This is a genomic window from Serratia sp. CY71090 (genome assembly GCF_052166845.1).
Taxonomy (GTDB): domain Bacteria; phylum Pseudomonadota; class Gammaproteobacteria; order Enterobacterales; family Enterobacteriaceae; genus Serratia; species Serratia nematodiphila.
In genome coordinates, this window is the sequence record NZ_JBJNOA010000001.1 from 787,200 (window position 1) to 810,540 (window position 23,341).

The 23,341-nt window shown below is 56.4% G+C and carries 30 protein-coding genes and 2 pseudogenes; 19 read left to right on the forward strand and 13 right to left on the reverse strand.

Annotated elements, in window-relative coordinates:
• Positions 1 to 20 precede the first annotated feature (20 nt).
• The 3 genes from astB (at position 21) to ACJ8OK_RS03675 (ending at position 4,006) form a co-directional block, all read left to right on the forward strand.
• Entirely contained in the window at positions 21 to 1,361 is a 1,341-nt protein-coding gene (astB, locus tag ACJ8OK_RS03665; protein WP_048323896.1) for an N-succinylarginine dihydrolase, read from the forward strand.
• A 10-nt stretch (positions 1,362 to 1,371) separates the two neighbouring features.
• Entirely contained in the window at positions 1,372 to 2,355 is a 984-nt protein-coding gene (astE, locus tag ACJ8OK_RS03670; protein WP_015378172.1) for a succinylglutamate desuccinylase, read from the forward strand.
• Positions 2,356 to 2,923: 568 nt separating this feature from the next.
• Positions 2,924 to 4,006: a porin OmpC gene (locus tag ACJ8OK_RS03675; RefSeq protein ID WP_015378171.1), complete on the forward strand. Its 1,083-nt coding sequence runs from the start codon at positions 2,924 to 2,926 to the stop codon at positions 4,004 to 4,006.
• Between the two features lie 82 nt (positions 4,007 to 4,088).
• Here the strand turns inward: ACJ8OK_RS03675 and ACJ8OK_RS03680 are convergent, their stop codons facing one another.
• Positions 4,089 to 4,313 carry a biofilm development regulator YmgB/AriR family protein gene (locus ACJ8OK_RS03680; protein WP_060559781.1) on the reverse strand — a complete coding sequence of 75 codons (225 nt, stop codon included), beginning with the start codon at positions 4,311 to 4,313 and terminating at the stop codon, positions 4,089 to 4,091.
• A 123-nt stretch (positions 4,314 to 4,436) separates the two neighbouring features.
• A complete protein-coding gene (locus ACJ8OK_RS03685; RefSeq protein ID WP_004934567.1) occupies positions 4,437 to 4,628 on the reverse strand; it encodes a YebW family protein in 192 nt (63 codons plus the stop codon).
• Positions 4,629 to 4,856: 228 nt separating this feature from the next.
• On the opposite strand from ACJ8OK_RS03685, the gene lysM reads away from it, so the two are divergent.
• The 5 genes from lysM (at position 4,857) to ACJ8OK_RS03710 (ending at position 7,740) form a co-directional block, all read left to right on the forward strand.
• Positions 4,857 to 5,303, forward strand: coding sequence for a peptidoglycan-binding protein LysM (lysM, locus tag ACJ8OK_RS03690; RefSeq protein WP_015378169.1), 447 nt, complete (start codon positions 4,857 to 4,859; stop codon positions 5,301 to 5,303).
• A gap of 265 nt (positions 5,304 to 5,568) precedes the next feature.
• Positions 5,569 to 5,724 (forward strand): hypothetical protein, encoded by a 156-nt coding sequence (locus tag ACJ8OK_RS03695; RefSeq protein WP_174262918.1) that lies wholly within the window; start codon positions 5,569 to 5,571, stop codon positions 5,722 to 5,724.
• A gap of 23 nt (positions 5,725 to 5,747) precedes the next feature.
• The gene (locus ACJ8OK_RS03700; protein WP_004934557.1) at positions 5,748 to 5,912 is read left to right on the forward strand and encodes a hypothetical protein; all 165 of its coding nucleotides are present in this window, start codon (positions 5,748 to 5,750) and stop codon (positions 5,910 to 5,912) included.
• A gap of 105 nt (positions 5,913 to 6,017) precedes the next feature.
• Positions 6,018 to 6,959, forward strand: coding sequence for a pirin family protein (locus ACJ8OK_RS03705; protein ID WP_033632812.1), 942 nt, complete (start codon positions 6,018 to 6,020; stop codon positions 6,957 to 6,959).
• Between the two features lie 427 nt (positions 6,960 to 7,386).
• On the forward strand, positions 7,387 to 7,740 hold the full coding sequence (locus ACJ8OK_RS03710) for a DUF1304 domain-containing protein (protein ID WP_033632813.1): 354 nt from the start codon (positions 7,387 to 7,389) through the stop codon (positions 7,738 to 7,740).
• A 21-nt stretch (positions 7,741 to 7,761) separates the two neighbouring features.
• On the opposite strand, the gene ACJ8OK_RS03715 is transcribed toward ACJ8OK_RS03710, so the two are convergent.
• Both ACJ8OK_RS03715 and ACJ8OK_RS03720 read right to left on the reverse strand, forming a co-directional pair.
• Positions 7,762 to 8,148: a helix-turn-helix domain-containing protein gene (locus ACJ8OK_RS03715; RefSeq protein ID WP_004927697.1), complete on the reverse strand. Its 387-nt coding sequence runs from the start codon at positions 8,146 to 8,148 to the stop codon at positions 7,762 to 7,764.
• Between the two features lie 446 nt (positions 8,149 to 8,594).
• A complete protein-coding gene (locus tag ACJ8OK_RS03720; RefSeq protein ID WP_004927694.1) occupies positions 8,595 to 8,807 on the reverse strand; it encodes a YccJ family protein in 213 nt (70 codons plus the stop codon).
• Between the two features lie 184 nt (positions 8,808 to 8,991).
• Here ACJ8OK_RS03720 and ACJ8OK_RS03725 point away from each other — a divergent pair, with 184 nt between their 5' ends.
• Positions 8,992 to 9,231 carry a DUF2766 family protein gene (locus tag ACJ8OK_RS03725; protein ID WP_004927692.1) on the forward strand — a complete coding sequence of 80 codons (240 nt, stop codon included), beginning with the start codon at positions 8,992 to 8,994 and terminating at the stop codon, positions 9,229 to 9,231.
• A 40-nt stretch (positions 9,232 to 9,271) separates the two neighbouring features.
• Here the strand turns inward: ACJ8OK_RS03725 and ACJ8OK_RS03730 are convergent, their stop codons facing one another.
• Positions 9,272 to 9,505 carry a YobH family protein gene (locus ACJ8OK_RS03730; RefSeq protein WP_004927690.1) on the reverse strand — a complete coding sequence of 78 codons (234 nt, stop codon included), beginning with the start codon at positions 9,503 to 9,505 and terminating at the stop codon, positions 9,272 to 9,274.
• 161 nt (positions 9,506 to 9,666) lie between these two features.
• Here ACJ8OK_RS03730 and ACJ8OK_RS03735 point away from each other — a divergent pair, with 161 nt between their 5' ends.
• Both ACJ8OK_RS03735 and ACJ8OK_RS03740 read left to right on the forward strand, forming a co-directional pair.
• Positions 9,667 to 9,825: a PhoP/PhoQ regulator MgrB gene (locus ACJ8OK_RS03735; RefSeq protein WP_004927688.1), complete on the forward strand. Its 159-nt coding sequence runs from the start codon at positions 9,667 to 9,669 to the stop codon at positions 9,823 to 9,825.
• A gap of 81 nt (positions 9,826 to 9,906) precedes the next feature.
• Positions 9,907 to 10,182: a YebO family protein gene (locus tag ACJ8OK_RS03740; RefSeq protein WP_033632816.1), complete on the forward strand. Its 276-nt coding sequence runs from the start codon at positions 9,907 to 9,909 to the stop codon at positions 10,180 to 10,182.
• Between the two features lie 39 nt (positions 10,183 to 10,221).
• Here ACJ8OK_RS03740 and fos read toward each other — a convergent pair whose 3' ends face one another.
• Positions 10,222 to 10,629, reverse strand: coding sequence for a fosfomycin resistance glutathione transferase (fos, locus tag ACJ8OK_RS03745; protein ID WP_015378164.1), 408 nt, complete (start codon positions 10,627 to 10,629; stop codon positions 10,222 to 10,224).
• 170 nt (positions 10,630 to 10,799) lie between these two features.
• On the opposite strand from fos, the gene ACJ8OK_RS03750 reads away from it, so the two are divergent.
• From ACJ8OK_RS03750 to ACJ8OK_RS03760, 3 genes are all read left to right on the forward strand, one after another.
• Complete coding sequence (locus ACJ8OK_RS03750) at positions 10,800 to 11,102, forward strand: phage protein NinX family protein (RefSeq protein WP_004927682.1); 303 nt, start codon at positions 10,800 to 10,802, stop codon at positions 11,100 to 11,102.
• 74 nt (positions 11,103 to 11,176) lie between these two features.
• Positions 11,177 to 11,413: a DUF4060 family protein gene (locus ACJ8OK_RS03755; protein WP_004927680.1), complete on the forward strand. Its 237-nt coding sequence runs from the start codon at positions 11,177 to 11,179 to the stop codon at positions 11,411 to 11,413.
• Positions 11,414 to 11,588: 175 nt separating this feature from the next.
• Positions 11,589 to 12,950, forward strand: a complete 1,362-nt coding sequence (locus ACJ8OK_RS03760) for an amino acid permease (RefSeq protein ID WP_033632818.1) — start codon at positions 11,589 to 11,591, stop codon at positions 12,948 to 12,950.
• A 46-nt stretch (positions 12,951 to 12,996) separates the two neighbouring features.
• Here ACJ8OK_RS03760 and ACJ8OK_RS03765 read toward each other — a convergent pair whose 3' ends face one another.
• Complete coding sequence (locus tag ACJ8OK_RS03765; RefSeq protein ID WP_033632819.1) at positions 12,997 to 13,287, reverse strand: hypothetical protein; 291 nt, start codon at positions 13,285 to 13,287, stop codon at positions 12,997 to 12,999.
• Between the two features lie 219 nt (positions 13,288 to 13,506).
• On the opposite strand from ACJ8OK_RS03765, the gene ACJ8OK_RS03770 reads away from it, so the two are divergent.
• The gene (locus ACJ8OK_RS03770) at positions 13,507 to 14,541 is read left to right on the forward strand and encodes an MBL fold metallo-hydrolase (RefSeq protein ID WP_060559778.1); all 1,035 of its coding nucleotides are present in this window, start codon (positions 13,507 to 13,509) and stop codon (positions 14,539 to 14,541) included.
• Positions 14,542 to 14,625: 84 nt separating this feature from the next.
• On the opposite strand, the gene ACJ8OK_RS03775 is transcribed toward ACJ8OK_RS03770, so the two are convergent.
• Positions 14,626 to 14,916, reverse strand: coding sequence for a hypothetical protein (locus ACJ8OK_RS03775; protein WP_213929045.1), 291 nt, complete (start codon positions 14,914 to 14,916; stop codon positions 14,626 to 14,628).
• 306 nt (positions 14,917 to 15,222) lie between these two features.
• Here ACJ8OK_RS03775 and ACJ8OK_RS03780 point away from each other — a divergent pair, with 306 nt between their 5' ends.
• Positions 15,223 to 15,339, forward strand: a complete 117-nt coding sequence (locus tag ACJ8OK_RS03780) for a DUF2627 domain-containing protein (protein WP_002211058.1) — start codon at positions 15,223 to 15,225, stop codon at positions 15,337 to 15,339.
• A gap of 41 nt (positions 15,340 to 15,380) precedes the next feature.
• Complete coding sequence (gene cspE / locus ACJ8OK_RS03785) at positions 15,381 to 15,590, forward strand: transcription antiterminator/RNA stability regulator CspE (protein ID WP_002221949.1); 210 nt, start codon at positions 15,381 to 15,383, stop codon at positions 15,588 to 15,590.
• A gap of 52 nt (positions 15,591 to 15,642) precedes the next feature.
• Here cspE and ACJ8OK_RS03790 read toward each other — a convergent pair.
• A pseudogene (locus ACJ8OK_RS03790) lies at positions 15,643 to 15,912 on the reverse strand (polyphenol oxidoreductase); the annotation flags it as partial.
• Between ACJ8OK_RS03790 and ACJ8OK_RS03795 the strand changes: the two are divergent.
• A pseudogene (locus tag ACJ8OK_RS03795) lies at positions 15,896 to 16,162 on the forward strand (transporter associated domain-containing protein); the annotation flags it as partial. The pseudogenes ACJ8OK_RS03790 and ACJ8OK_RS03795 sit on opposite strands and share 17 nt — an antisense overlap.
• A 16-nt stretch (positions 16,163 to 16,178) precedes the next feature.
• Here the strand turns inward: ACJ8OK_RS03795 and ACJ8OK_RS03800 are convergent.
• The 4 genes from ACJ8OK_RS03800 to pabB all read right to left on the reverse strand — a co-directional run bounded on the left by ACJ8OK_RS03800 (position 16,179) and on the right by pabB (position 21,793).
• The gene (locus tag ACJ8OK_RS03800) at positions 16,179 to 17,765 is read right to left on the reverse strand and encodes an EAL domain-containing protein (protein ID WP_033632825.1); all 1,587 of its coding nucleotides are present in this window, start codon (positions 17,763 to 17,765) and stop codon (positions 16,179 to 16,181) included.
• A gap of 268 nt (positions 17,766 to 18,033) precedes the next feature.
• Positions 18,034 to 19,398 (reverse strand): L-serine ammonia-lyase, encoded by a 1,365-nt coding sequence (sdaA, locus tag ACJ8OK_RS03805; protein ID WP_082996704.1) that lies wholly within the window; start codon positions 19,396 to 19,398, stop codon positions 18,034 to 18,036.
• 446 nt (positions 19,399 to 19,844) lie between these two features.
• Positions 19,845 to 20,423: a CoA pyrophosphatase gene (locus tag ACJ8OK_RS03810; protein ID WP_004927587.1), complete on the reverse strand. Its 579-nt coding sequence runs from the start codon at positions 20,421 to 20,423 to the stop codon at positions 19,845 to 19,847.
• Positions 20,420 to 21,793, reverse strand: a complete 1,374-nt coding sequence (gene pabB, locus ACJ8OK_RS03815) for an aminodeoxychorismate synthase component 1 (protein ID WP_004927584.1) — start codon at positions 21,791 to 21,793, stop codon at positions 20,420 to 20,422. Before pabB ends, ACJ8OK_RS03810 begins: the two co-directional genes overlap by 4 nt.
• Positions 21,794 to 22,316: 523 nt before the next feature.
• Here pabB and ACJ8OK_RS03820 point away from each other — a divergent pair.
• A complete protein-coding gene (locus ACJ8OK_RS03820) occupies positions 22,317 to 23,318 on the forward strand; it encodes a glycosyltransferase (RefSeq protein WP_048323877.1) in 1,002 nt (333 codons plus the stop codon).
• Positions 23,319 to 23,341 lie beyond the last annotated feature (23 nt).

The following is a 23,341-nucleotide window of genomic DNA, read 5'->3' on the forward strand; positions in this document are numbered from 1 at the left end:
GCTATCCCCAGGGGATAAACATGTCAGGATATGAAGTCAATTTCGACGGTTTGGTGGGGCCGACGCACCACTATGCCGGGCTGTCGTTCGGCAACGAGGCGTCGACGCAGCATCAAAACAGCGTATCGAACCCGAAGCTGGCGGCGAAACAAGGTTTGCTGAAAATGAAGGCGCTGGCCGATCTCGGTTTCCAGCAAGGGGTCTTGCCGCCGCAGGAGCGGCCGCATTTGCCGATGCTGCGTCGCCTGGGTTTCAGCGGCAGCGATGAGGCGGTGCTGGCGCAGGCGATGCGTCAGTCGCCGCGCTTGCTGTCGGCACTCAGCTCGGCATCGTGCATGTGGACCGCCAATGCGGCCACAGTGTCGCCTTCAGCGGACAGCGCCGACGGCAAGGTGCACTTCACCGCCGCCAACCTGAACAACAAATTCCACCGCGCCATCGAAGCGGAAACCACCACTGCCGTATTGCGGGCGATGTTCAGCGACGATCGGCATTTCGCCCACCACGAGGCGCTGCCGCAGGTGGCGTTGTTCGGCGACGAAGGGGCGGCCAACCATAACCGTCTGGGCGGTGATTACGCTAAGCGCAGCGTGCAGGTGTTCGTCTATGGGCGTCAGGAGTTCGGCGGCGAAACGGCGCCGGCGCGTTACCCTGCGCGCCAGACGCGTGAAGCCGGCGAGGCGATCGCTCGCCTGCACCAGTTGGATGAACAGCATACGGTCTTCGTGCAGCAAAACCCGGCGGTGATCGATCAGGGCGTGTTCCATAACGACGTGATTGCGGTCAGCAACCAGAACGTGCTGTTCCATCATCAGCAGGCGTTTTACCGCCAGCAACAGGCGCTGGATGAAGTGCGCCGCAAGATGGCGACGCTGGACAGCGAGCTGGTAGCGATAGAAGTGCCGACAGAGCGCGTCTCGGTAGCGGACGCGGTGGCGACCTATCTGTTCAACAGCCAAATTCTTACCAAACCGAACGGCAAGATGATGATCGTCGTGCCGGAGGAGTCGCGTCAGCACGCCGGCGTGTGGCGTTACCTCAACGACATGGTCGGCAGCGGCGGCCCTATCGATGAAATCCGCGTGTTCGACCTGCGTGAAAGCATGCGCAACGGCGGCGGCCCTGCCTGCCTGCGGTTGCGGGTGGCGCTCAACGAACAAGAGTTGAGAGCGGTCAATCCGCGCGTGATGATGAACGATCGGCTGTTCGCAACGTTGAACGAGTGGGTCGATCGTCATTACCGCGATCGCCTGACGCAGGATGACCTGGCCGATCCGCTGCTGCTGCGCGAAGGGCGCGAGGCGCTGGATGCGTTGACGTCGATCCTCGGTCTCGGCGCCATTTATCCGTTCCAACGCTAAGGGAGGCAGCATGATCGATCTACTGCCCCTGACGCTGGAAGGGAACGAACCCGTCGAATGGCAAGGTGAAACACCGCAGCTGCGGTGGCGCTGGCAGGGGGAAGGGGTGCTGGAGCTTACGCCGCGACAGCCTTACCGCCAGGCGATGGTGATGTCGGCGGGCGTGCACGGCAATGAAACCGCGCCGATTGAACTGCTCAATCAACTGGTCGGCGATCTCCTTGCCGGCCGGTTGCCGCTGACGGTGCGACTGTTGGTGGTACTGGGCAACCCGGCGGCGATGCGGGCCGGCAAGCGTTATCTGCACAGCGATATGAACCGCATGTTCGGCGGCCGCTACCGCAACTTCGCCGCCAGCGGCGAAACCGTGCGCGCGCAGCAGTTGGAGCGTGCGCTCGCCGCCTTTTTCGATGGGGAGCAGGCGGCGCGTTTCCATTACGATTTGCACACCGCCATCCGTGAATCGCGTTTGCCACGTTTCGGCATTCTGCCCTTTCAGAAACGCCCGTACAGTGAGCCGATGTTGAAGCTGCTGGATGCCGCCGATCTGGATGCGTTGGTGGTACACAGTGCGCCGGGCGGGACTTTTAGCCATTACTCCAGCGAACATCTCAATGCGGCGAGCTGTACGCTCGAGCTGGGCAAGGCGCGGCCGTTCGGCAGCAACGATCTGCAGCAGTTCGCCGCCATCGATCGCGCTCTGCGGGCGGCGGTCAGCGAAGGGGCGCTGCCGACGCGTGCGGGCGCCGAGATTCGGGTTTTCCGTGTGATGCACTCGTTGATCAAGCACAGCGAAGATTTCAAACTGCATCTGGACGATGACACGGCCAACTTCACCGAACTGCAACCGGGCATGTTGCTGTGCGAGCAGCCGCAGGAGGACTATCGCGTGGGCCAGGAGGGGGCGTGGATACTGTTCCCTAACCCCAGCGTGGCGTTGGGCCTGCGTGCCGGTATGTTGTTGAGCGAAGTTTCCCGCTCTACGCTGTATTGATTTATCCACGGTGGCGCCGTCAGCGCGCCGCCGTTATTCCTTTCATTATTTTAATCTGCTATTTCCCGCTATTTTTATTCCCGTAAGGCGAATTTTATTCGTCACTAATCCGCGTCTTTATGCGAATGAATAGAAGGCAGTGTCGGGTCGTTATCTGAAAGCCTTAATTGCCTGATGAGTTTGTTAAGATAAAAATGTGAAATAAGTAACGTTTTTAATAACCATGCTAATCTTGTTGTTACTTTTGAATCGCGCAGAAAGCACGCAAAACGAAACCGATTTGCACCACTTTGGTGCTATGCACCGTTTTGGTTATAACTTATGTGATAAAAAATTCTTATATTCAATGAGTTGAGTGAATTCCTTATTGACACATTTAGTTACAAATAAACATGCTTTCTCCTCGTTGTTTCATGAACTTTTTGATTTTAAGTTTTGATTCATGATGCTAATGTCACATCACCCCTGCATTAGGGGAGCTCATAAAATACCAAAAGATAAAATCACAGCCCAAATTATAAATTGGGCGTGACGGGCAGGGTTCTAATTATAATATCTAGGAAAATAAATGATGAAACGCAGTGTATTAGCCTTAGCTGTCGCCCTCGGGGCGATCACCTCCTTCGCCAACGCGGCTGAAATCTACAATAAGGATGGCAATAAACTCGACCTGTACGGCCGCGTTAACGCCAAGCATTATTTCAGCGACAGTAAGTCCAACGACGGTGATATGACCTATGTTCGCCTGGGCTTCAAAGGCGAAACGCAAATCAATGACCAGTTGACCGGCTACGGCCAGTGGGAATACAACGTCCAGGCCAATCACGACGAAGCGCAGGGCACCGCCGGCACCAAAACGCGTCTGGGCTTCGCGGGGCTGAAATTCGGCAACTACGGTTCTTTCGACTACGGCCGTAACTACGGCGTGGTGTATGACGCCGAGGCTTACACCGACATGCTGCCGGAATTCGGCGGCGATTCCTACAGCTATACCGATAACTTTATGACCGCCCGTTCCAACGGTTTGGCCACCTACCGCAACCGTGATTTCTTCGGTTTGGTGGAGGGCCTGAACCTGGCGGTGCAGTATCAGGGTAAAAACGACGGTGACGGCCGCAGCGTGACCAAGCAAAACGGCGACGGTTACGGCCTGTCTCTGGACTACCAGGATATCGGCGGTTCCGGCATCGGCGTAGCGGCGGCGTTCTCCGATTCCAACCGCACCAGCGCTCAGAAAGCGCTGCAGTATGGCAAGGGTGACAGCGCTACCGCCTGGACCACCGCGGTGAAATACGACGCCAACCAGGTTTACCTGGCTGCGATGTATGCCGAAACCCGTAACATGACGCCGATCAGCGTCAACGGCACTTCCGGCTTCGCCAATAAAACGCAAAACTTCGAAGTTGTGGCTCAGTATCAATTCGAGAACGGCCTGCGTCCTTCCGTGGCCTACGTGCAGTCCAAAGGCAAGGATATCGAAGGGATCGGTGATGCCGACCTGGTGAAATACGTGGAAGTGGGGGCGACTTACTACTTCAACAAAAATATGTACACCTACGTCGATTATCAAATCAACCAGCTGAGCGACGATAACAAACTGAAACTGGCCAACGATGATATCGTTGCCGTCAGCCTGACGTATCGTTTCTAATTCTGCAATTTCATTACCTTCATCCTGTGTCGGGATTGGTAATCAGGCAGGGCGCAAGCCCTGCCTTTGTTTTATCGGGAGCTCAGCCTTTGGGCGCCAGCCCGATCAGTTCAATGGCGGAACGCAGCGCGACGAAACGTTGCTGATCCTGCTCACGCTCTATTTCGTCCACCAGCTGCGAAAGAATATTGCCGCCGGATACCTTTTTATGGTTTTGGATTAACTGCAACACTGCGTCGCCTAACGCCAGGCTGACGTCGCGCAGCAGAGTTTCATATTGCTCGTTCGAATGAGCCGATGCTGGCATGACCTTTCTCTGTCTCTCTCTTCTTCGGGAGCCGCAATTTAGCAAAACAGCGGCCTTATGCCTCAGAGGAAGACGAAGTTTCCGATGAAATCAGAAATTCCTCAGCATTGCGCGGGGAGGAGGTTAAAAATCCGAATATTCGCTGGCTGGCAACCAGAAGCCGTCGATAAACTCTTCCATGGGATAACAGCCGGCGTGTCGCAAGTTCTGTTCCTTCATCGCGACCAGGCATTGCGGCTCGTCGCGCAATATATCGACCACCATTTCACTGCAGCCGCCATCCAGATAACAGACAAACATCACCAATGCGTACATCGTCGCACGCCTCCTTCGTCGAGTTGCCTTGTCTGCAACAGTGTAGGTAGAAAAGCGCGATTTTTCAGCATCATTGCACGATAAGTCGCCATGGAAACGCCGCTGACGACACTTTCGGAATACTCTACCCGTTTCTGACGCCGTGAGCGGATGGCATATCCTTTTGTCGATGCTAAGCTTAACAAGCCTTATTTAAACGAATTACTGCAACCATCAAAAGGAGTGAATATGGGCTTGTTTAACTTCGTCAAAGAAGCGGGCGAAAAACTGTGGGATACAGTCACCGGCAATGCCTCCGCCGAAGATCAAAGCGCCAAACTCAAGGAGCATCTCGATAAGAGCGGCCTGCCGGGCACTGACAAAGTGAATGTGCAGGTGGTCGATGGTAAAGCCGTAGTGACCGGCGACGCCGTCAGCCAGGAGTTAAAAGAGAAGATCCTGGTGGCTATCGGCAACGTGGCGGGTATCAGCGGTGTGGAAGATAAGGTGGCGGTAGCGCAATCCGACGCCGAGAGCCGCTTCTATACCGTGAAGAAGGGCGATACGCTGAGCGCGATCTCTAAAGAGATGTATGGCAACGCCAATCTGTACAACAAGATTTTCGAAGCCAACAAGCCGATGCTGTCGAGCCCGGACAAGATTTATCCGGGGCAGGTGTTGCGTATCCCGCAATAACGCGTCGGTCTACCCTGGCCCGGTTACGTACCGGGCTTTTTTTTGTCCTCTGCAATCGGCGTCTCTTATTTCCCTGCGATCTCCATGCCAGTTACATCTCCCCTGTGTACTTGCTCGCTCACCGGCAGGCGCGGTGTTGACCCTGATGGGGAAAATTGATAGCGTCATCCCCCGGTTGAGGCCGGAGCGACCAAGTCAGCGACGTTGGCGCCTTATTCTGAGGGGATGTTTTGTCCCGCCAAACAGCAACGCAGCAGTTGAACGAGTGAAAATCGATTTAGTGAAACAAGAGCGTAACGCCTCAACGGATAAAAATTATCGAGAAACCTTGGGTGATGCGCAATTTGCGATCGTCGTGTTGGCGGTGGCGTCCTGCTCACTGATTATCTTTACGCTGGCGGTCACGCTGTGGGTGACCTGACGCGATTAACTAGGGGAGATAAAATGGAGCCTAATCTCCATGATGAAACCAAACTGCTGGCGATCATCGGCCTGTTGGTGTCCGTGCTGCTGGTGGTATCAATTCTCTTTGGCGTGACCTATTTCTCCGATCTCAGGCACGCGCATGACGATATAGACATCAAGAGCTGCTATATCAAAGCCCCCTGAACCGCGCGAACGTGCCTGCACGTCGCCGCTCTGCGGGGGAGCTGTCCTGTGTTAAGCTTGGGCGGTTACCCTTGGCGAATCGGCGCCATTCAGGAGGTCTTTGCGATGAGTCAGCCACGTCCTACGCTCTCTTCACCTTCACGCGAGTGCCCCGTCGTTGACGGCGTGCGCCAGATACAACGTATTGCCGTGCGTAACGCCGAAGTGGGGGGCATTCCGATCAACCGCGCGTTGCCAACCCGGGAGCGGCGCACCGTCGGCGCCTGGTGTTTTCTCGATCACGCCGGGCCGACGGTATTCAACGGCACTTCACCCGGCATGGATGTTGGGCCGCATCCGCACACCGGGCTGCAAACGTTCACCTGGATGATAGAAGGTGAGGTGCTGCACCGAGACAGCCTTGGCAGTGAGCAGGTGATTCGCCCGGGTCAGGTTAACCTGATGACCGCAGGGCACGGCATTGCGCATACGGAACAGTCGGTGGGTGAGCAACGGCGATTGCATGCTGCGCAATTATGGATCGCGCTGCCAGCCGAACATGCCGACATGGCGCCACGCTTCGATCATTATCCTGACTTGCCACAATGGCAGAATAACGGCGTGAATCATCGTCTGTTGGTCGGGGAATTTGGCGCGTATCGTTCACCGGTGTTCACTCTTTCGCCATTAATCGCCATTGATCTGGAATGGGAAGAAGCGGCAAGAATCGAATTGCCGTTGCGCGATGATTATGAAATCGGCTTTTTGCCCCTTATTGGTGCATTTGAACTTAATGATGAAACCTTTTCACCTGATGAATTCGCTTATTTGGGCATAAAGAATAACTCTATTGGGTTAAATGCACGGAAGGGGAGCCGGGGATTACTCATCGGTGGGGCGCCATTAAACGAAGAGATCCTTATCTGGTGGAATTTCGTTGGCCATACCAAGGCTGAAATTACTCGGGCTCAGCATGATTGGGAACAAGGCGCGCCGCGTTTCCCACCGGTTAGCGGTTATTCTGGTGAGCGCATGACCGCACCGCGCCTGCCCTGGAACGATGTTTGATAGCGTTAGGATATAATCGCCGCGATTATTCGGCTTATTTCGCTCTAATAAGGCGTAATTAATGTGATCGCGGCTCCAGCTTTACGACAATATAAGGTTTCTCGGCGGAAAAGTGATCTGGCGCATATAACGACAGTGAGAAGAAGTTTAGGATAATCCTCAGGAAGTCAGGTTGTCTCCCGTCAGTCAGATGTCAGTGAGGTCATTATGAGCCAGGTACTTTATCGTGCAAGATTGTCCCATGTCGTGGTTGCCACGGCGCTGTTTTGGGTCTCTGTCGCGGCATTGTTGGTCGCCGTATTAAACTAACCTCAAAAAATGACTCCTGCATAAACCCGCTTCGGCGGGTTTTTTTATCTCCGCCGATGGGGAGGCGAGCGAAGGTGTTTATAATTGATGGCATCTTCAATAAACGACTGGAACCATCATGAAGTTCTTTGCCGATATTTTGCTGCTGCTCATCGCAGCGCTCCATCTTTATATCCTGGTGCTGGAAATGTTCCTGTGGCGTACGCCCCTCGGCAGGCGCGCATTCGGCACAACGGCGGAGTTCGCCGCAGCCACGCGGGTGTTGGCCGCCAATCAGGGGTTGTACAACGGCTTTCTGGCGCTGGGCCTGGTATGGGGCTATTGGCGTGAAGATGTGGCGCTGCAGCTGTTCTTTCTCGGGTGTGTGCTGGCGGCCGGGGTGTTCGGCGGGTTGAGCGCCAGCCGCAAAATTTTGTGGGTGCAGGCGCTGCCGGCCGCGATCGCGATGCTGGCGGTCTGGGGGGCGCGTTAACCCGCCGACTTGCGGCGAGCTTCAGGCGGATTTTTGGTGAATGACGTGCAGCGGCGGATCGATGTGCAGATCAACGCTCAAATCCTGGCGGAAATCATAGGGTGTGATATTAAAACGCTTTCTGAACATGTAGGTGAAGTGGGACTGTGAACCGAAGCCAAAGTCCAGGGCGATGTCGAAGATCGACGCTTCACTGCTGCGCAGTTGATAGACTGCGCCGGCCAGACGGCGTTCGCGAATGTATTTACCGAGCGAAATCCCTGTCGCTTCTTTGAACAGCTTCTGCATGTGCCACAGCGAGTAGCCGGAGTACTCGGCCAGCTCTTCGAGATGGATCACTCGTCCGAGGTGAGTTTCGACCCATTTGCTGAGGGCGCAGACCAACGAGAGGTGGTGTTCTTGTATCATCAGTGCGTCAGTGTGAGACCTACATAGCGGTGAAGTATACACAACTTGCCGCCGTGGACAAAAATGCCGCCGGTGACGGAGGGCAATTATTCGGAAAAACCGTTTGACCGCCGCTTGTCAGCCGAAAGGAAAAACGGCTAATCTGAGACTGTCGCCGCCGCGGTGGGGGACGCAAAGAAAGCCGCAGCAAGAACCGCCAAAACAGAGTCAGCCGTAACAACTCAACGTTGATGGGGTGATCGCATGTTAATGACAGTGATTATTACTCTGGTTGTAATCGTGGGCGTCGGCGCTTTTATGGCGACGCCGGTGATGAGCATGAAGAATGCGGAAAGTGTGGGAGGTGAAGAACCGTGAGAGCAAGAAGACATGCACGCCGCTGAGCGGGGCGAGCGCTAATCGGGAAAGCCTGGGTCAGAAACCCGGGCTTTTTGTTGCGTAACCGCTCAAACGTTTTTCCGCTCGACGGTTTCTTCTCCCCAATAAAGCTGGTCGGCGGTGGTTTTGGCAAAGGCCTTTTCCAACGCCTCATCACTGCCTTCTTCCCAGATTTTCTGCGCCAACACTTCATCGTTCCCTGCCAGCTCAAAAATGGCTTCGGCGATTTCCACCGAAGTTTCACGCACTGTCGCCCAGGATTTCACATTGTGATTCGCCATAACTTTCTCCTGTTGGTTGTGGCTTGCGGGTGGTTTTTACCACCGCCATGCAGCAAGTATAGGCCAATCCGCCGCAGGCTTTTGCCCGCCGGTGCGCAGAATGGGGAAAAAGACGGGGAGTGCGGGCAATGGCGCGGACGCCATGCTATTCTGTGCGGCGTTTGAATCAAGAAGGAAATTTATTATGTCTGACATGCTGAGCAACGAGCAGGAACTGGCTTCCGATCTGGTCGCTTGCCAACTGGTCATCAAACAGATTCTGGACGTTATCGACGTGATTGCGCCGACCGAAGTGCGCGACAAGATGGCGGGTCAGCTCAAAAGCATCGATTTCTCCACGCATCCTGCCGGCGCCGATCCGGTGACCCGCCGAGCGATTGACAAGGCGATTGCGCTGATCGAGATGAAGTTTACCCGCAACTGAGGCGGGGCCGCCGCAAAGCGGCGGCGTCGGGCGGTGGCGGTTAATCCACCACCGTTTCGATTTTCTTGAACAGCGGGCAGTCGGCTACGCCGATGAAACCGTTGTCGCCATTCACGTACTGGGCGATCGCCACGTTGCGCGCCGTCAGGTATTTGCACTGCAACCCCAACCCGCCAACGTTTTTGTTGCTGCCGATCAGCACGCCGTAGCCAGAGATCAAAAAGCCGCCGTAAATGACCGCCAACACCAATACCCACTTAATCAATTTGCTCATCGTATTTCCTCGTTATCCCTGAGGGTTCATCTAGCCACGGCGCCTATGCGAGGGCAAGGGTAACAGTCTGAAAACCGGGCGATAGCCAGAAATCTAAACGGAAAGTTAAACTTCGTTTAACTTCGCTGTGATAACATGCGCGATAGGTTACCAAGATAACAATGAGGCTGCTAAATTTGTTGCGAAAAAAAATCCTCGTGATAATGACGGCCGTCGCTGCCTGCCTGTTTTTCTACCTGCTGGCGCTGGACAGCTATTGCGACGATGGTGGAAATTTTGCGTTGGGCATCTGTTCGGTAACCCGCTTCGTGCCCTGGTAAGCAATTTTTGGCAGGGATGTTCGCACGGCCGCCGCGAGTGTTAAGATGGCTGTCTGAATTTCGCAGTAGATAGGGTTGTCCATGTACGATTTAGGTTTTGGCCAGAACGGCCTGTTGTCGCTGGCCCTCGCCGCCGTGGCGTTGCTGGCCGGGCTGTGGGTCTGGTTCTTGGTGAACCGCGCCAGCGTGCGCGCCAATGAGCAGATTCGCCTGCTGCAGGAGATTGCCGAGCAACAACGCCAGCAAACGGCGCTGTTGAAGCGTATGGCGCACCGCGCCGGCGCAGACGGCGCCGCTGCTGCTGACGACGAACTCAACCCCGCGCTGGATTTCAAAGGTTTCATCCCCGAACGTTGAGCATGATGCCCCGGCCGACGGCAGCGTCGCCGGGGCGCCTCAGTAAAACACCATGCCCTGATACGGCTTTTCCCGGCATGCCGCCAGGCGGCTGGCCAAATCGCCGGCATGGATCTCCAATTGATGCCCATCGGGATCGAGAAAATAGAGTGATTCGCCTTCGCTGCGATTGCTTTTCCACTCTTCGACGCCGGCCTGGCGCAACCGCTCGCTGACCTGCTCAATGTGTTCCGGCGCGACGCTGAAGGCGTAATGGGTGTAATCGCGCTCGCGTTGTTGCATGCGCGTTTCATCCAGCGACAGGCATAGCCACAACGGCCCTAACGACAGATAGGCGCCGCCTTGCCAGCGGGCGTGCGGGATAAATCCCAACAGATGACGATAAAAATCGAAGCTGCGATCGAGATTGCTGACGGCGAGCGTCAGATGGTTAAGGCCGGTCAACATGCATGCGTTCTCTGGGCGCTGAACAGGGAGAAAAGTTTACGCAGGCGCTAAGAAAAGATAAAGGGGACAAAGCATTAGTAGAGATAATGTGAAAACCGGCGGCGCTGTCATAAAACTGTCGTACAGACATCGTAATGTAGCGCGAACCTTACGAAAGCTGGATGAAGCCGATGATTAAATGGTACGAAGAAAGCGATGCCGAAGTGAACCGCAGCATTGCGCTGCTGACCGGAGAGAACCCGGACAAGTGGTATCCCTACGGTGGTGTGAAAGGTAAAGATTACTGCAAGAATCCCTCCGATGCCTGGCCGATCATTTGCGCCAACAAAATCAGTCTGAACCCCGACAACCAAAGCGACAGCCCGCAGTGGCAGGCGCGCATGAGCACTCAGGGCGGTGAATGGCAGGCGGACAGCGCCAGCCCGCTGCGCGCGGCGATGATCTGCTTCCTGATGAGCCGACAGGCTAACTGAGTCGAACAATACCGGTGATTGGTAAGAGTTTCTCCTTTTTCTAATAACAGAGCTGTCGTTGGCGGAGGCTGTTTATGAAGCGCATTATCAAAGGTGATAAAAACTTGTCTCATCTGGTGATTGCCCATGCGGCGATCGATCGTCATGCCGAAAGCTTCGGCCAGCGCCGTCAGGGCTGGCCCTCGACCTACCTGATAAAATATCAAAACGATCGCGTGGCGGTGGAAGTGGTCACGCGTAGCCAATCTTATGTTGCCACGCTGATGATCGGCGCGCGCAATCTGACCAAACTGTGCGGTATGCCTGGCTAAACGCTGCCGTTATCCGCTTTCTCGCGGTAAAAAAATCGCGCTCCGGCCTGCCGTCTCGGGGCGCTTCTCCTTGATGCTCACGGGGTTAAGTGTTAAAAAGCCGCCCGCAGATACATTTATTGATTGGTGAAATCTTGGCCGATAGCGGCAAGGGTATACGCCATATGAGGATAAGATGGGCGGTCAGCATCAGGATACTCCGCTAAAACGCGGTTTAAAAAACAGACACATACAGCTTATTGCCCTCGGGGGCGCCATCGGTACCGGTTTATTTCTCGGCATTGCGCAAACCATTAAAATGGCCGGCCCCGCCGTGCTGCTGGGCTACGCCATCGGCGGTTTTATCGCGTTTTTAATCATGCGCCAGCTGGGTGAAATGGTGGTGGAGGAGCCGGTCGCCGGCTCTTTCAGTCACTTTGCCTATAAATACTGGGGCGATTTCGCCGGCTTCCTTTCCGGCTGGAACTACTGGGCAATGTTCATTCTGGTCGGCATGGCGGAATTGACCGCCGTCGGCATCTACATTCAGTACTGGTGGCCGGAGATCCCCACCTGGGCCTCTGCCGCGCTGTTTTTCGTGCTGATCAACCTGATTAACCTGGTGAACGTGCGCCTGTACGGCGAAACCGAGTTCTGGTTCGCCATCATCAAGGTGGTGGCGATTGTCGGCATGATCGTCTTCGGCGCCTGGCTGTTGGCCAGCGGTAACGGCGGGCCGCAGGCCAGCATCACCAACCTCTGGCAGCAGGGCGGCTTTATGCCGCACGGCTTCTCCGGGCTGGTGATGGCGATGGCGGTGATCATGTTCTCGTTCGGCGGGCTGGAGATGGTCGGCATCACCGCGGCGGAAGCCGCCGATCCGCGTCGCAGCATTCCCAAAGCCACCAATCAAGTGGTGTACCGCATCCTGATCTTCTATATCGGCTCGCTGACCGTGCTGCTTTCGCTCTATCCGTGGGGGCAAGTGGTGGAGGGCGGCAGCCCGTTCGTGCTGATCTTCCATGCGCTGAACAGCAATCTGGTGGCAACGGTGCTCAACGTAGTGGTATTGACCGCCGCGCTGTCGGTTTACAACAGCGGCGTTTATGCCAACAGCCGCATGCTGTTCGGGCTGGCCAGCCAGGGCAATGCGCCGCAGGTGCTGACGCGCGTGAATAAACGCGGCGTGCCGGTGCTGTCCATCGCGCTGTCGGCGTTGATTACCTCGATCGGCGTGCTGATCAACTACCTGATGCCCGGTAAGGCGTTTGAGCTGCTGATGGCGCTGGTGGTGTCAACGTTGGTGATCAACTGGGTGATGATCTGCCTGGCGCACCTGAAGTTCCGTGCCGCCAAGAACCGCCAGGGCGTCATCCCCAGCTTTAAGGCGCTGTGGTATCCGTTCGGCAACTACCTGTGCCTGGCGTTCCTCGGCCTGATTCTGGTGATCATGTATTTCAGCGAAGGGATCCGCATTTCGGTGCTGCTGATACCGGTATGGGTTGCGGTGCTGTGGTGCGGGTTCATGCTGACGCGCCGTAAAGGCGCCAAGCGTTAATCTGCGTGCTGCGGAGGCGTATTGCCCGCCTCCGCTTCTTTTCTCGTTAGCCGCGCGGCATAAAGGCGCGGCCCTCGCCGTGACCCCGCCCCAGCAGTTTCCGGCACAGCAGCAGCAGGGTGCTGATGATGTCGATGGTCACCACGCTGAGCATCAGCAGGGTCAGCATGAAGAACCCGAGCAGCGAACCGCCAAGCAGCACCAGCGGTGCAGGCACGCGCACGCGGCGCAGCTTCATGGCGAAATACATTTTCCAGTATTGCTTCTGCGCCAGCAGCGCGCTGCGAATACGGCGCCCCAGGCCTGCGCCTGATTTGCGGGATGTCGAACGACTCATAACTTCTCCTTTTCTGTATGCCCTACAAGTCAATCACAAAGATCTTAAGAGAGTCTTAACGGGCTCTTGGCGGCCCTGGCTTTCCACCGGAGTGAGACAACAGCATACGGCAAAAGGTCCCGAGATGCAGCGCACGGCTGACAAAGTGCGAGCTTCATCGGGTTTGTTACACTGAAAGTCATGCCCGTGCAGGGCGCTGTGGTCGGGAGAAAAGGCAGGATGAAAAGAATCAACCGTTATTACGACGCGGCCAAGGCGCATCATACGCCGGAGGGATTTCGCAACCTGGAACCTTCGCGGCGCCAGGAGGGCGATCTTCGGCGTTGGCAAGATGAACGCAAGCGGCAGGGGCTGCCCAGGCCGCCGCAGCAGGGTTACGCGCAATTTACCCAGCGCTGGTGGCAGCCTGCCGATCTCAGTGGCAGCGACGACAGCGTCTGGTGGTTGGGGCATGCCTCGATGCTATTGCGATTGAGCGGCCGCTATATCCTGATCGATCCGGTATTGTCCGAACGTGCATCGCCGCTGAGCTTTTACGGCCCAAAGCGCAGAACGCCGCCGCCGTTGACGGTGGGGCAACTGCCGGCGGTGGATGTGGTACTGATCTCCCATAACCATTATGACCACCTCGACAGGCGCACGGTACGGCAATTGGCGCGGCGTTTCCCGCAGGCCGAGTTCATCGTGCCGTTGGGGTTGAAGCGCTGGTTTCGACGCTACCGGCTGAAGGTGCATGAACTGGACTGGTGGCAGAGCCTGTCACTGGGCGAGCTGACGGTCTATGCCACGCCGGCGCGGCACTGGAGCATGCGCACGCTGTGGGATCGCAATCGCTCGCTGTGGTGCGGGTGGGTGATCCACCATCCGGCGCTACGGTTTTATTTTTCCGGCGACAGCGGTTATTCGGAACGGCTGGCGGAGATCGGTCAACGGCTGGGGCCGTTCGACGTGGCTGCGCTGCCGATCGGCGCCTATGCGCCGCGCTGGTTTATGCAGGAGCAGCATATGGATCCGCAGCAGTCGGTGGCGCTGTATCGCGAGCTGAATCAGCCGCGAGCCATTCCCATCCATTGGGGAGTATTTGAACTGGCGGATGAGTCGCTGGACGAACCGCCGCAGCAGCTGAACCTGGCCCTGAGCGAGGCGGGGTTGGAGCAGCATCAATTCCTCCCGCTGAAGATTGGCGAGCGCATCGCGTTGCAGGGTTCATCGCCTGTGTTACCTCATCACCCGGCGGCGCAGCGGGATGAATAAAGTCAATGGTTTGAAAGCGCAGCTGTAATTAGCAGAATTGATAAGTGCGGGTGGTGATTCAAATAACCCCCGTGTTTTCAGGATTTAATTCAACGTTGAACTTTCGTTATTGATAAGATTATTCCGGCTATTGAGGTTAATGACATTCGGATTATTTATGATGGACCCACCGGCAGCGGAAGATGTGCCGGCGCTTTGCATGCTTATGCATCCGTTGTGCAGGGCAGAGACGTTGCCGCTGACCCGTGCGCCGTTCTCGCCCGCGCCGTTTGGCGGCAGGCCGGAAAGCCGATGATGAATGGGCTTTCCGGCGGTAAATGGTCGGAGGAGCGATGAATAAATTGGCCCCCGTTCATCGATATTCAAATGTTGCATATCACATTCCATAAAGATTCAAATTTTTTAACGCTATAAGCGGCAAAAAAGCGGAAATGATGAGACGCAAAGGCGTCAATACGATGAAAGTTTTGTTAAAACTCCAGCAGAATGCGGGGTCTGGCGCAGTGATTTTGGCAAGCAGAAAATAGCCGATGCTTCAACATCTTTTGGCCTATTTAAGCAAATGTTGCGCTCGACCGTTTCAAATATGTGCGACATGTCGTTCAGTGATTAAAAATGGCTTGCCATCGCATACAGAGTATGTGATAACGCATCTGGGTAAAACGAGGTACAGTTCTGTATATGTGTGGCATTTTCAGTAAAGAAGTTCTGAGTAAAGACGTTAGCGTTGAATACCGCTTCTCTGCCGATCCTTATCTTAGTGCCTCAAGCAGTAACGACTCTAGTTTGTCTATGTAACGCCCTCGGGCGGTTTAAACAATCCAAAGGAAATACTCAAGATGGCAAAGATCAAAGGTCAAGTTAAGTGGTTCAACGAGTCTAAAGGTTTCGGTTTCATCACCCCGGCTGACGGCAGCAAAGACGTGTTCGTACACTTCTCTGCAATCCAGGGTAACGGCTTCAAAACCCTGGCTGAAGGCCAGAACGTTGAGTTCGAAATCCAAGATGGCCAGAAAGGCCCATCTGCAGTAAACGTTACTGCTATCTAATCAGCGTCAGCTGTACAAAAAGCCCGCCTTCGCGCGGGCTTTTTCGTTTCCGTCATCCGGCGGCGATGATGATGCCGGCGTACTGGTTGCGGCCTTTGATCCCCGGATGCGTCGGATCCTGCGCGCGCCGGTGGCTGTTGCGGCGATAGCTGGTGTATTTGAAGCGCTGCGGCCGCTGTGGGTCGACGTCCGGCGTGCAGATGGTGCAACTGCCGGCGCGGTCAACGGCGGCGAAGCCGAGCGCCGCCAGCTTGTATTCGGCAATTGCGGCCAAATCGAGATGCCGGTAATGCGGGCTGATCAGCGTGGCGGAAGGCGACGGCTGGCTGGTCAAAGGCGGGACCGACCTGCACTCGCTGGAACAGGCGCTGGCCTGCGATGACCTGGTCAGCCCAACCGCAGACTACGCCACTCTGGCGGGGCTGCTGTTAGCCCACTACGGCCAGATGCCGGTGGTGGGGGACACCATTGAACTGAACCACCTGCGTTTCGATATCGTCGAGGTCTCCGACTATCGCATCGAGTTGGTGCGTGTCACCCGCATCGTCTTCGACGAACCGGCGCATTCGTAACCCACCCGCCGGAGGCTCAGGCCTCCGGCGTATTTTCTTCTGTTTTCCTGACGCGCGATTCGTACTGCTGCAACCACAGCGGGAAAACGTGGATCGGCATCGGCTTGGCGAAATAATACCCCTGCAGGGCATTGACTTCGCGTGAGCGCAGATAGTCGGCCTGTTCCGCCGTTTCTACCCCTTCAGCCACCAGCTTCAGCTTCAGCCGCTGCGCCAGCGTAATGATGGTATCGGTCACCGTGGCGTTGACCGCGTCGGTACCGATGGCCGCGGTAAACCCGCGGTCGATCTTTAACACGTCCGGGCTAAGGTTCTTCAGGTAGCTCAGCGAGCTGTGGCCGGTGCCGAAATCGTCGATGGCCAGCATGATCCCCATGTCTTTCAGCGTCCGGATCTGGTCATGCTGGATCGCCGACAGCGCGGTGCGTTCGGTCAGCTCCAGCATCAGTGACGGCATCGGATGCGCCGGTAGCCAAATCCGGCGGATATCGTCGATGATGTTGAGCGTTTTAAAGTGTTCGGCGGCGACGTTGATGCTGATGTAGAACGACGGTCGCGGCGGGAACAGCTGCAGATTTTCCGTCACGGTGTTCATCAGATAACGGGTCAGCGGAATGATCAGCTCATGCTGCTCGGCCAGCGGAATAAACACGTCGGGGGAGATCCACCCTTGCCGCTTCTTTTTCCAGCGCAGCAGCATCTCGACGCCGGCGCAGCGCCCGGTGTCGCTATGGATGATGGGCTGGCAATAGACGCGGAACTCGCGATGGGTGATGGCATGGCCGATGTGATAAGACAGGCTCATGCGGTTAGCGGTGAGCAGATAGACCACATAGGCGGCCAACAGGCTGATCAGCAGCGCCAGCGGGATATGGCGCGGCAGTGCGGAAAGCGCCAGCATGCCGATCTGCGGGCCGAACAGCGAAATCGAGAACGGGTATAGCGCAGAGCCGGCGGTGTAGCGCAGATCGTTGGTCAAGGTGTCACGGCTCAGGATTTCACGTCGGCCGTATTCCAGGCTGCTGTCAGCCACGTTCAGCACCACGCGCTGAACGTAAGGCTCCTGCGGCTCGAGTAAAAAGTTGGACAGCAGCTCGATATTAAACACGTGCAGCACGCCGCTGGTTTTATCGTGGGGGGATGGCGTCCACATCACCAGCGTGGGCAGGCCTTTGCTCACCGCCAGCGAGGGGCGCAGTGCCAGCCTGGCGTTGCTGTTGACGAAGGTCGGCATTACCGCGGCCAGCTGATAATGACGGGAACCAAACAGGCTGGAGCAGTAAATAATGCCGTTTTTTACCAGCAACATGGCGCGTAGCGCCTGATTCTGCGCGGCGCGAAAGCGCAGGGCCGACGAAACGTTCTCGCAGGGCTGGTCCAGCATGTCCATGCTGCGCTCCGCCTGCAGCTGAGCCGGCGTCAACAACTGGTTGAGCTTGCCGACGGTGCGGGTGGCCAATGTCTGTTGGCTCAGCTCGATACTTTTGACCTCTTGATAGTAACGGGTATACAGCGATACCAACAGAATAGCCGCGCCCACCGCTCCGGCCAGCAGCCAACGGTAATAACGATATCGGGACGCGGCGAGGTGGGTCATCAACATCCGGTAAATCCTTGTTCGGTAATCCAGCCCCGAGTCACGGTCAGGTCATAGATCCTTAAGTTGCGCTCGGCTAATTCTAGCCTGAGGTTATACAAGATTGATGGTAACTCAGTAAATTATTTCGATTTGGCAAAACAGAAGGTCAATTTGCAGGCTAACCGCCGGATCGATGAGAGAAATGCAGGATTTTTTCTGGTGACATTGTCACAAAAGGCGGCCAATGAATTGATTACCCATAAAAAACCCCGCCGGGTGGCGGGGTTGTCTGTCAGTCGCATTGCACCTTGATTGCCAGGCCGCCGCGTGACGTTTCGCGGTACTTGGCGTTCATGTCTTTGCCGGTTTCGTACATGGTCTCGATCACCTTATCCAGCGAAACGCGCGGCTCGCTGGTGCGGCGCAGGGCCATGCGGGCGGCGTTGATCGCCTTGACCGAAGCGATGGCGTTGCGCTCGATGCACGGCACCTGCACCTGGCCGGCGACCGGGTCACAGGTCAGACCCAGGTTATGTTCCATGCCGATCTCCGCCGCCACACAGACCTGCTCAGGGCTGCCGCCCAGCAGTTCGGCCAGACCGGCCGCCGCCATGGAGCAGGCAACGCCCACTTCACCCTGGCAACCGACTTCGGCGCCGGAAATGGAGGCGTTCATCTTGTACAACGCGCCGATCGCACCCGCCGCCATAAAGTAGCGGATGTAGATATCCGGGCTGACGGACTCGATGAAGTGATCGTAGTAAGCCAGCACCGCAGGCACGATGCCGCAGGCGCCGTTGGTCGGCGCGGTGACCACGCGGCCGCCGGCGGCGTTTTCTTCGTTAACCGCCAGCGCGAACATGTTGACCCAGTCGATCACGTTCATCGGATCGCTGGACAGTTTGTCCGACGCCACCAGCATGCGGCGCAGCGCGGAGGCACGGCGCGGTACGCGCAGCGGCCCCGGCAGTACGCCTTCGGTGTTCAGACCGCGATCGATACAGGCGCGCATGGTTTGCCAGACGTTGCCGAAGTAGGTCTCGATCTCTTGCTTGCTGTGCAGCGCCAGTTCGTTCTGCATCACCATGCCGGACAGCGACAGGCCGGTCTCGCGGCAGTGGTCGAGCATTTCGCGCGCGGAGTTGAACGGATAGGGCATTTGCAGTTCTTGCTCGGCGGCCTTGCCGAAATTCTCCTCGTCGACGATGAAACCGCCGCCGATAGAGTAATAGGTCTTGCTGTACACTTCTTTATTGCCGGCGAAGGCGTGGATCTGCATGCCGTTTTCGTGCAGCGGCAGGTTGTCGCTGCGGAAGACCATGCCGCCGTCGCGCGGGAAATCGACTTCATGCAGGCCGTTGGCCAGCATCAGGCGTTGACGTTGTTCTACATCGCGAATAAAACCCGGAATGCTATCGATATCGACGGTGTCCGGCATGTTGCCGGCCAGGCCGAGAATGATGGCGATATCGGTATGGTGACCTTTGCCGGTCAATGAGAGTGAGCCGTAAACGTCTACGGCAACACGCGTGATAGAAGGCATCAGGCCTTTATTTACCAGATCGTCGACAAACTGTTTGCCGGCTTTCATCGGTCCAACCGTATGAGAGCTGGACGGGCCGATGCCGATCTTAAACATGTCGAAAACGCTAATCACGCTAAAACTCCTTAAAGAGACGTATTGTTATGGCTGCGGCGGTCAAAAACCGCGCAGGGAACAGCGATATTGTAAAAGGGCCGTGCGGGTTCGGCTGCCTTTTTCGCATGAAATTAAATAATCCGTGGTGTCGCTTTTTTTACTGATTACCCGGGGCGAACCCTTGTGCGGGGTATCCGCTTTCGCCCAAGCTCCATTAGCGGTAATCGCGCCAGCTTTCCGTGCTGAACGCCGCCGGCTTAATCCCTGTTTCTACAGTGGTTTATCTCGGACGGTGGTATTTTACAGGTATTTCGTAAGGTTTAAGAGAGGGTTTACAGTTTTTTTAAAACCATTCAAACGGAACGGTAGTTGAAAAAGCGATCAAATGAAGTGATAGCGATCGCTTTACCCGCCGCGGAGGCCGGCAACCGTGCCAGATTGCGAGTCAGATCACGTAATGCGGGCTAAATACTGACCTGTTGCGCCAGGCGCCGAATGATGGCGGCGGTCAGCCCCCAGATAAACTGGCTGTGATACCAGGAGAGGTAGATGCGGTGCGTATGGCCGGCGCGATGAATATCCAGCGGATAGTAACGCGACAGGGTCAGCGCTTCCCGCAGGGGCATCTCGAACACGTCCGCCACTTCGCCTTCATTGGCGTGGAACTGCACGTCCGGCGGGATGAGGCCGACGATAGGGGTAACCTGAAATCCGGTGCTGCTGTCGAGCGGCGCCATTTGGCCGAGGACAGTCACCGCTTGCGGCGGTATCGCCACTTCTTCCTGCGCTTCTCGCAGCGCCGTGACGATCGCCGATCCGTCTTCGGCGTCGGTTTTGCCGCCGGGGAAGGCCACTTGACCGGCATGTTTGCGCAGCGAGTCGGCACGGCGGGTCAACAGCAACGTCGGCTCGGCGCGGCAGACGATCGGGATCAGCACCGCCGCCGGGCGCACATGGTGCGAAATCTGCGTCGCCTGCGGCAGCTGCAGTTGAAAACGGCTGATAAAGGCGTGCAGTGAGGCCGGTGAGTTCGATGGGATCACGACAGGGCATACTCCCCTAGCTGCGGCAAAATGCGGCCGACCTTGTCGAAGGTCTCCTGGTATTCCGCCTGCTCCTGGCTGTCCGCCACGATGCCGCCGCCGGCGGAGCAGTGGATGCGACCGTTTTCGGTGACGAGCGTGCGAATGGTGATATTGGTGTCCATGGTGCCGCAGGCGCTCAGGTAACCGATGCTGCCGCAATAGGCATTGCGGCGCTGCGGCTCCAACTCTTCGATGATTTCCATCGCGCGCACCTTGGGCGCGCCGGTGATCGAACCGCCGGGGAAGCAGGCGCGCAGCAGTTCGGCCGCCGAGGTATGGTTTGGCAGGGTCGCGGTGATGGTGCTCACCAGGTGATGCACGGCGGGGAACGGCTCCACGGCGAACAGTTCCGGCACCCGTACGCTGCCAGGCTGGGCGACGCGACCGATATCGTTGCGCAGCAGATCGACGATCATCAGATTTTCAGCGCGATCCTTGGGTGAATCGGCCAAACGGCGAGCCTGCGCGGCGTCCTGCTCCGCGTCCGCCAGCCGTGGCAGCGTGCCCTTGATCGGGCGGGTTTGGATACGCTGCTGCTCCAGCCACAGGAAGCGCTCGGGAGAGACGCTCAGTACGCTGTTGTGCGGCAAGCGCAGGAAGGCCGAGAACGGCGCGCGGTTGCAGGCGCTCAGGCGGCAGAACGCCTGCCATTCATCCCCCTGATAGTCGGCGGAGAACCGTTGTGCCAGATTAATTTGGTAACAGTCGCCGCTGCGCAGGTAGTGCTGAATACGTTGGAATTTCTCGCCGTATTGTCGCCGGCTCATATTGGCGCGCCAGTCGCTCAGCAGCGTGAAAGGGCGTTCTGTAGGTGCGGTTTGGCTATTGAGCCAGCGCCAGCGCTGCTCCACATCGCCATAGCTGAGCAGCGTCAGGGTTTGCAATTGGTGGTCGGCGATCGCTGCCCAGTCATAAATGCCCACTGCCATATCCGGCAAAGCGAGGTCGGCTTCGGCCAACTGCGGCAGGGTTTCCACCCGGCGCCCAAGATCGTAGCCGAACAGTCCCAGAGCTCCGCCCTGAAACGGCAGGTCCGGATTAAACGCCGGCTGCCAGCCTTGCGCCGCCAGTTGCTGCTGCAGCAAGGAGAACGGATCTTCCTGCGACTGAATGGTGACGCCGTCACTTTCGATTTGCGTGTCGGCACCCTGGGTGGTGAGTGTCACGCGCGGTTGTGCGACCAGGATATCGAAACGGTTGTGCGAATGGTCGGCAAAGCCCGAATGCAGCAGCATCGCCCAAGGCTGCGATGAAAGCGGGGCGAAAAGCGTCATCAGGGCACGGCGGCTGTAGGGCAAAGATTTTATGTTTGGGGCGGTTACGCTCATGAACGTCAATAAACCTGGCTGTGAGGACGGCGATATCTGGCGGCTAGTGTGCCATAGACGGCCACGTCATGCATGTTTTGCCATGCGAGACATGCAGCACACCTCACATAAACGGTAGTTCAATAAACCTGAAATAAGGCATTTTTTGCGCCATTGTTTATACTTCGATATGTTAAAAATTTAACGTCAAAATAACTGGAAGTATTTTTCACCGAGGGCGCAAGACCCGAGAAATATAAAAAAAGATTCGTTAATTTCATAAATTTATTATTTCTGCTTGTTATTAGAAGCGGGGGAGATGTTGCTATGCCCGATTTTAGCCAACGTCGCCACCCTTTGGAATTAATGGATTAATTACTCAGCGCTTTTCTGGCGCGGGTTTGAGAAAGAAAGGCCAGTTCGGTCCCATTAGCCAGCGCGGGAATTTGCAGGTTTCACGCCTATCCCAAGCGTACGCAGACCGAATGAGTCTTTTAGAAAAATAAAATTATTATTTTGTTACATTATTATTGAAGAGCTGACTATGTCGTTAATGCTGAGCGTGATCGTCCCGATGCACAATGCGGGGGAATTATTGGAGCCTTTCCTGGCCTCGCTGCTGGCCCAGCGCGAGCAACGGTTGGAGGTGATCATCGTCAACGATGGTTCCACTGACGGTTCAGGAGAGATCGCGCATCGTTACGCGGCGGTACATCCGCATATTCGTGTGATCGATCAGGCCAATGCCGGTGTTTCTAACGCGCGTAATGCCGGGCTTGCCGTTGCCCAAGGCAAATATGTGGCGTTTCCCGATGCCGACGACTTGCTGGCGCCGGAGATGTATTCCACGCTGCTGGAACAGGCGGAAAAACACCAATTAGACGTGATGCAATGTAATGGCGAGCGCTATTTCACCAGCCAAGATGAATTGCAGCCGATTTTTCCCGAGGCGCGTTTGCGTACCACCGATGTTATCAGTGGCGTGCAGTGGTTTGAACGTGCGCTGAAATCGCGAAAGTTTATTCACGTTGTATGGCTGGCAATATATCGCCTCGACTTTATTCGCCAGCATCGGCTTTATTTCGAGCCGGGGTTACATCACCAGGATATTCCCTGGACGACAGAAGTCATGTTTAATGCCAAACGGGTCAAATATTTAAGTACGCCGCTGTACCGTCAACGGGTGCACGACAAGTCGATCAGTAATCGTCGGCGCATCGGTAAGGCGAACGTGGAGTATCAACGCCACTATATGAAAATCGTCGAAATGCTGGAGCGCCTCAACCAGCGCTATGCGGGCACTATCGTCATTCGTCCGGCTTTCCATTGGCAAATCACCCGCGAAGCGCTGGGCATTTGCCACAGCATTCGTCGCGAACCGGAACCGGCTGCTCAGAGTCAGATCACCGAAGAGTTCTATCAGCGCGGTATCGACAGAGCGATGTTCGCCAATGCGCGCGGCCTGAAGCAGGGGTGGCATGTCATGCTGTGGCGGCATCGCCTGAAGCAGTGGCGCAACGATAACGGCTGTTCGCAACCGGCCTGACGCACCAGACGTTGGGATCCGCC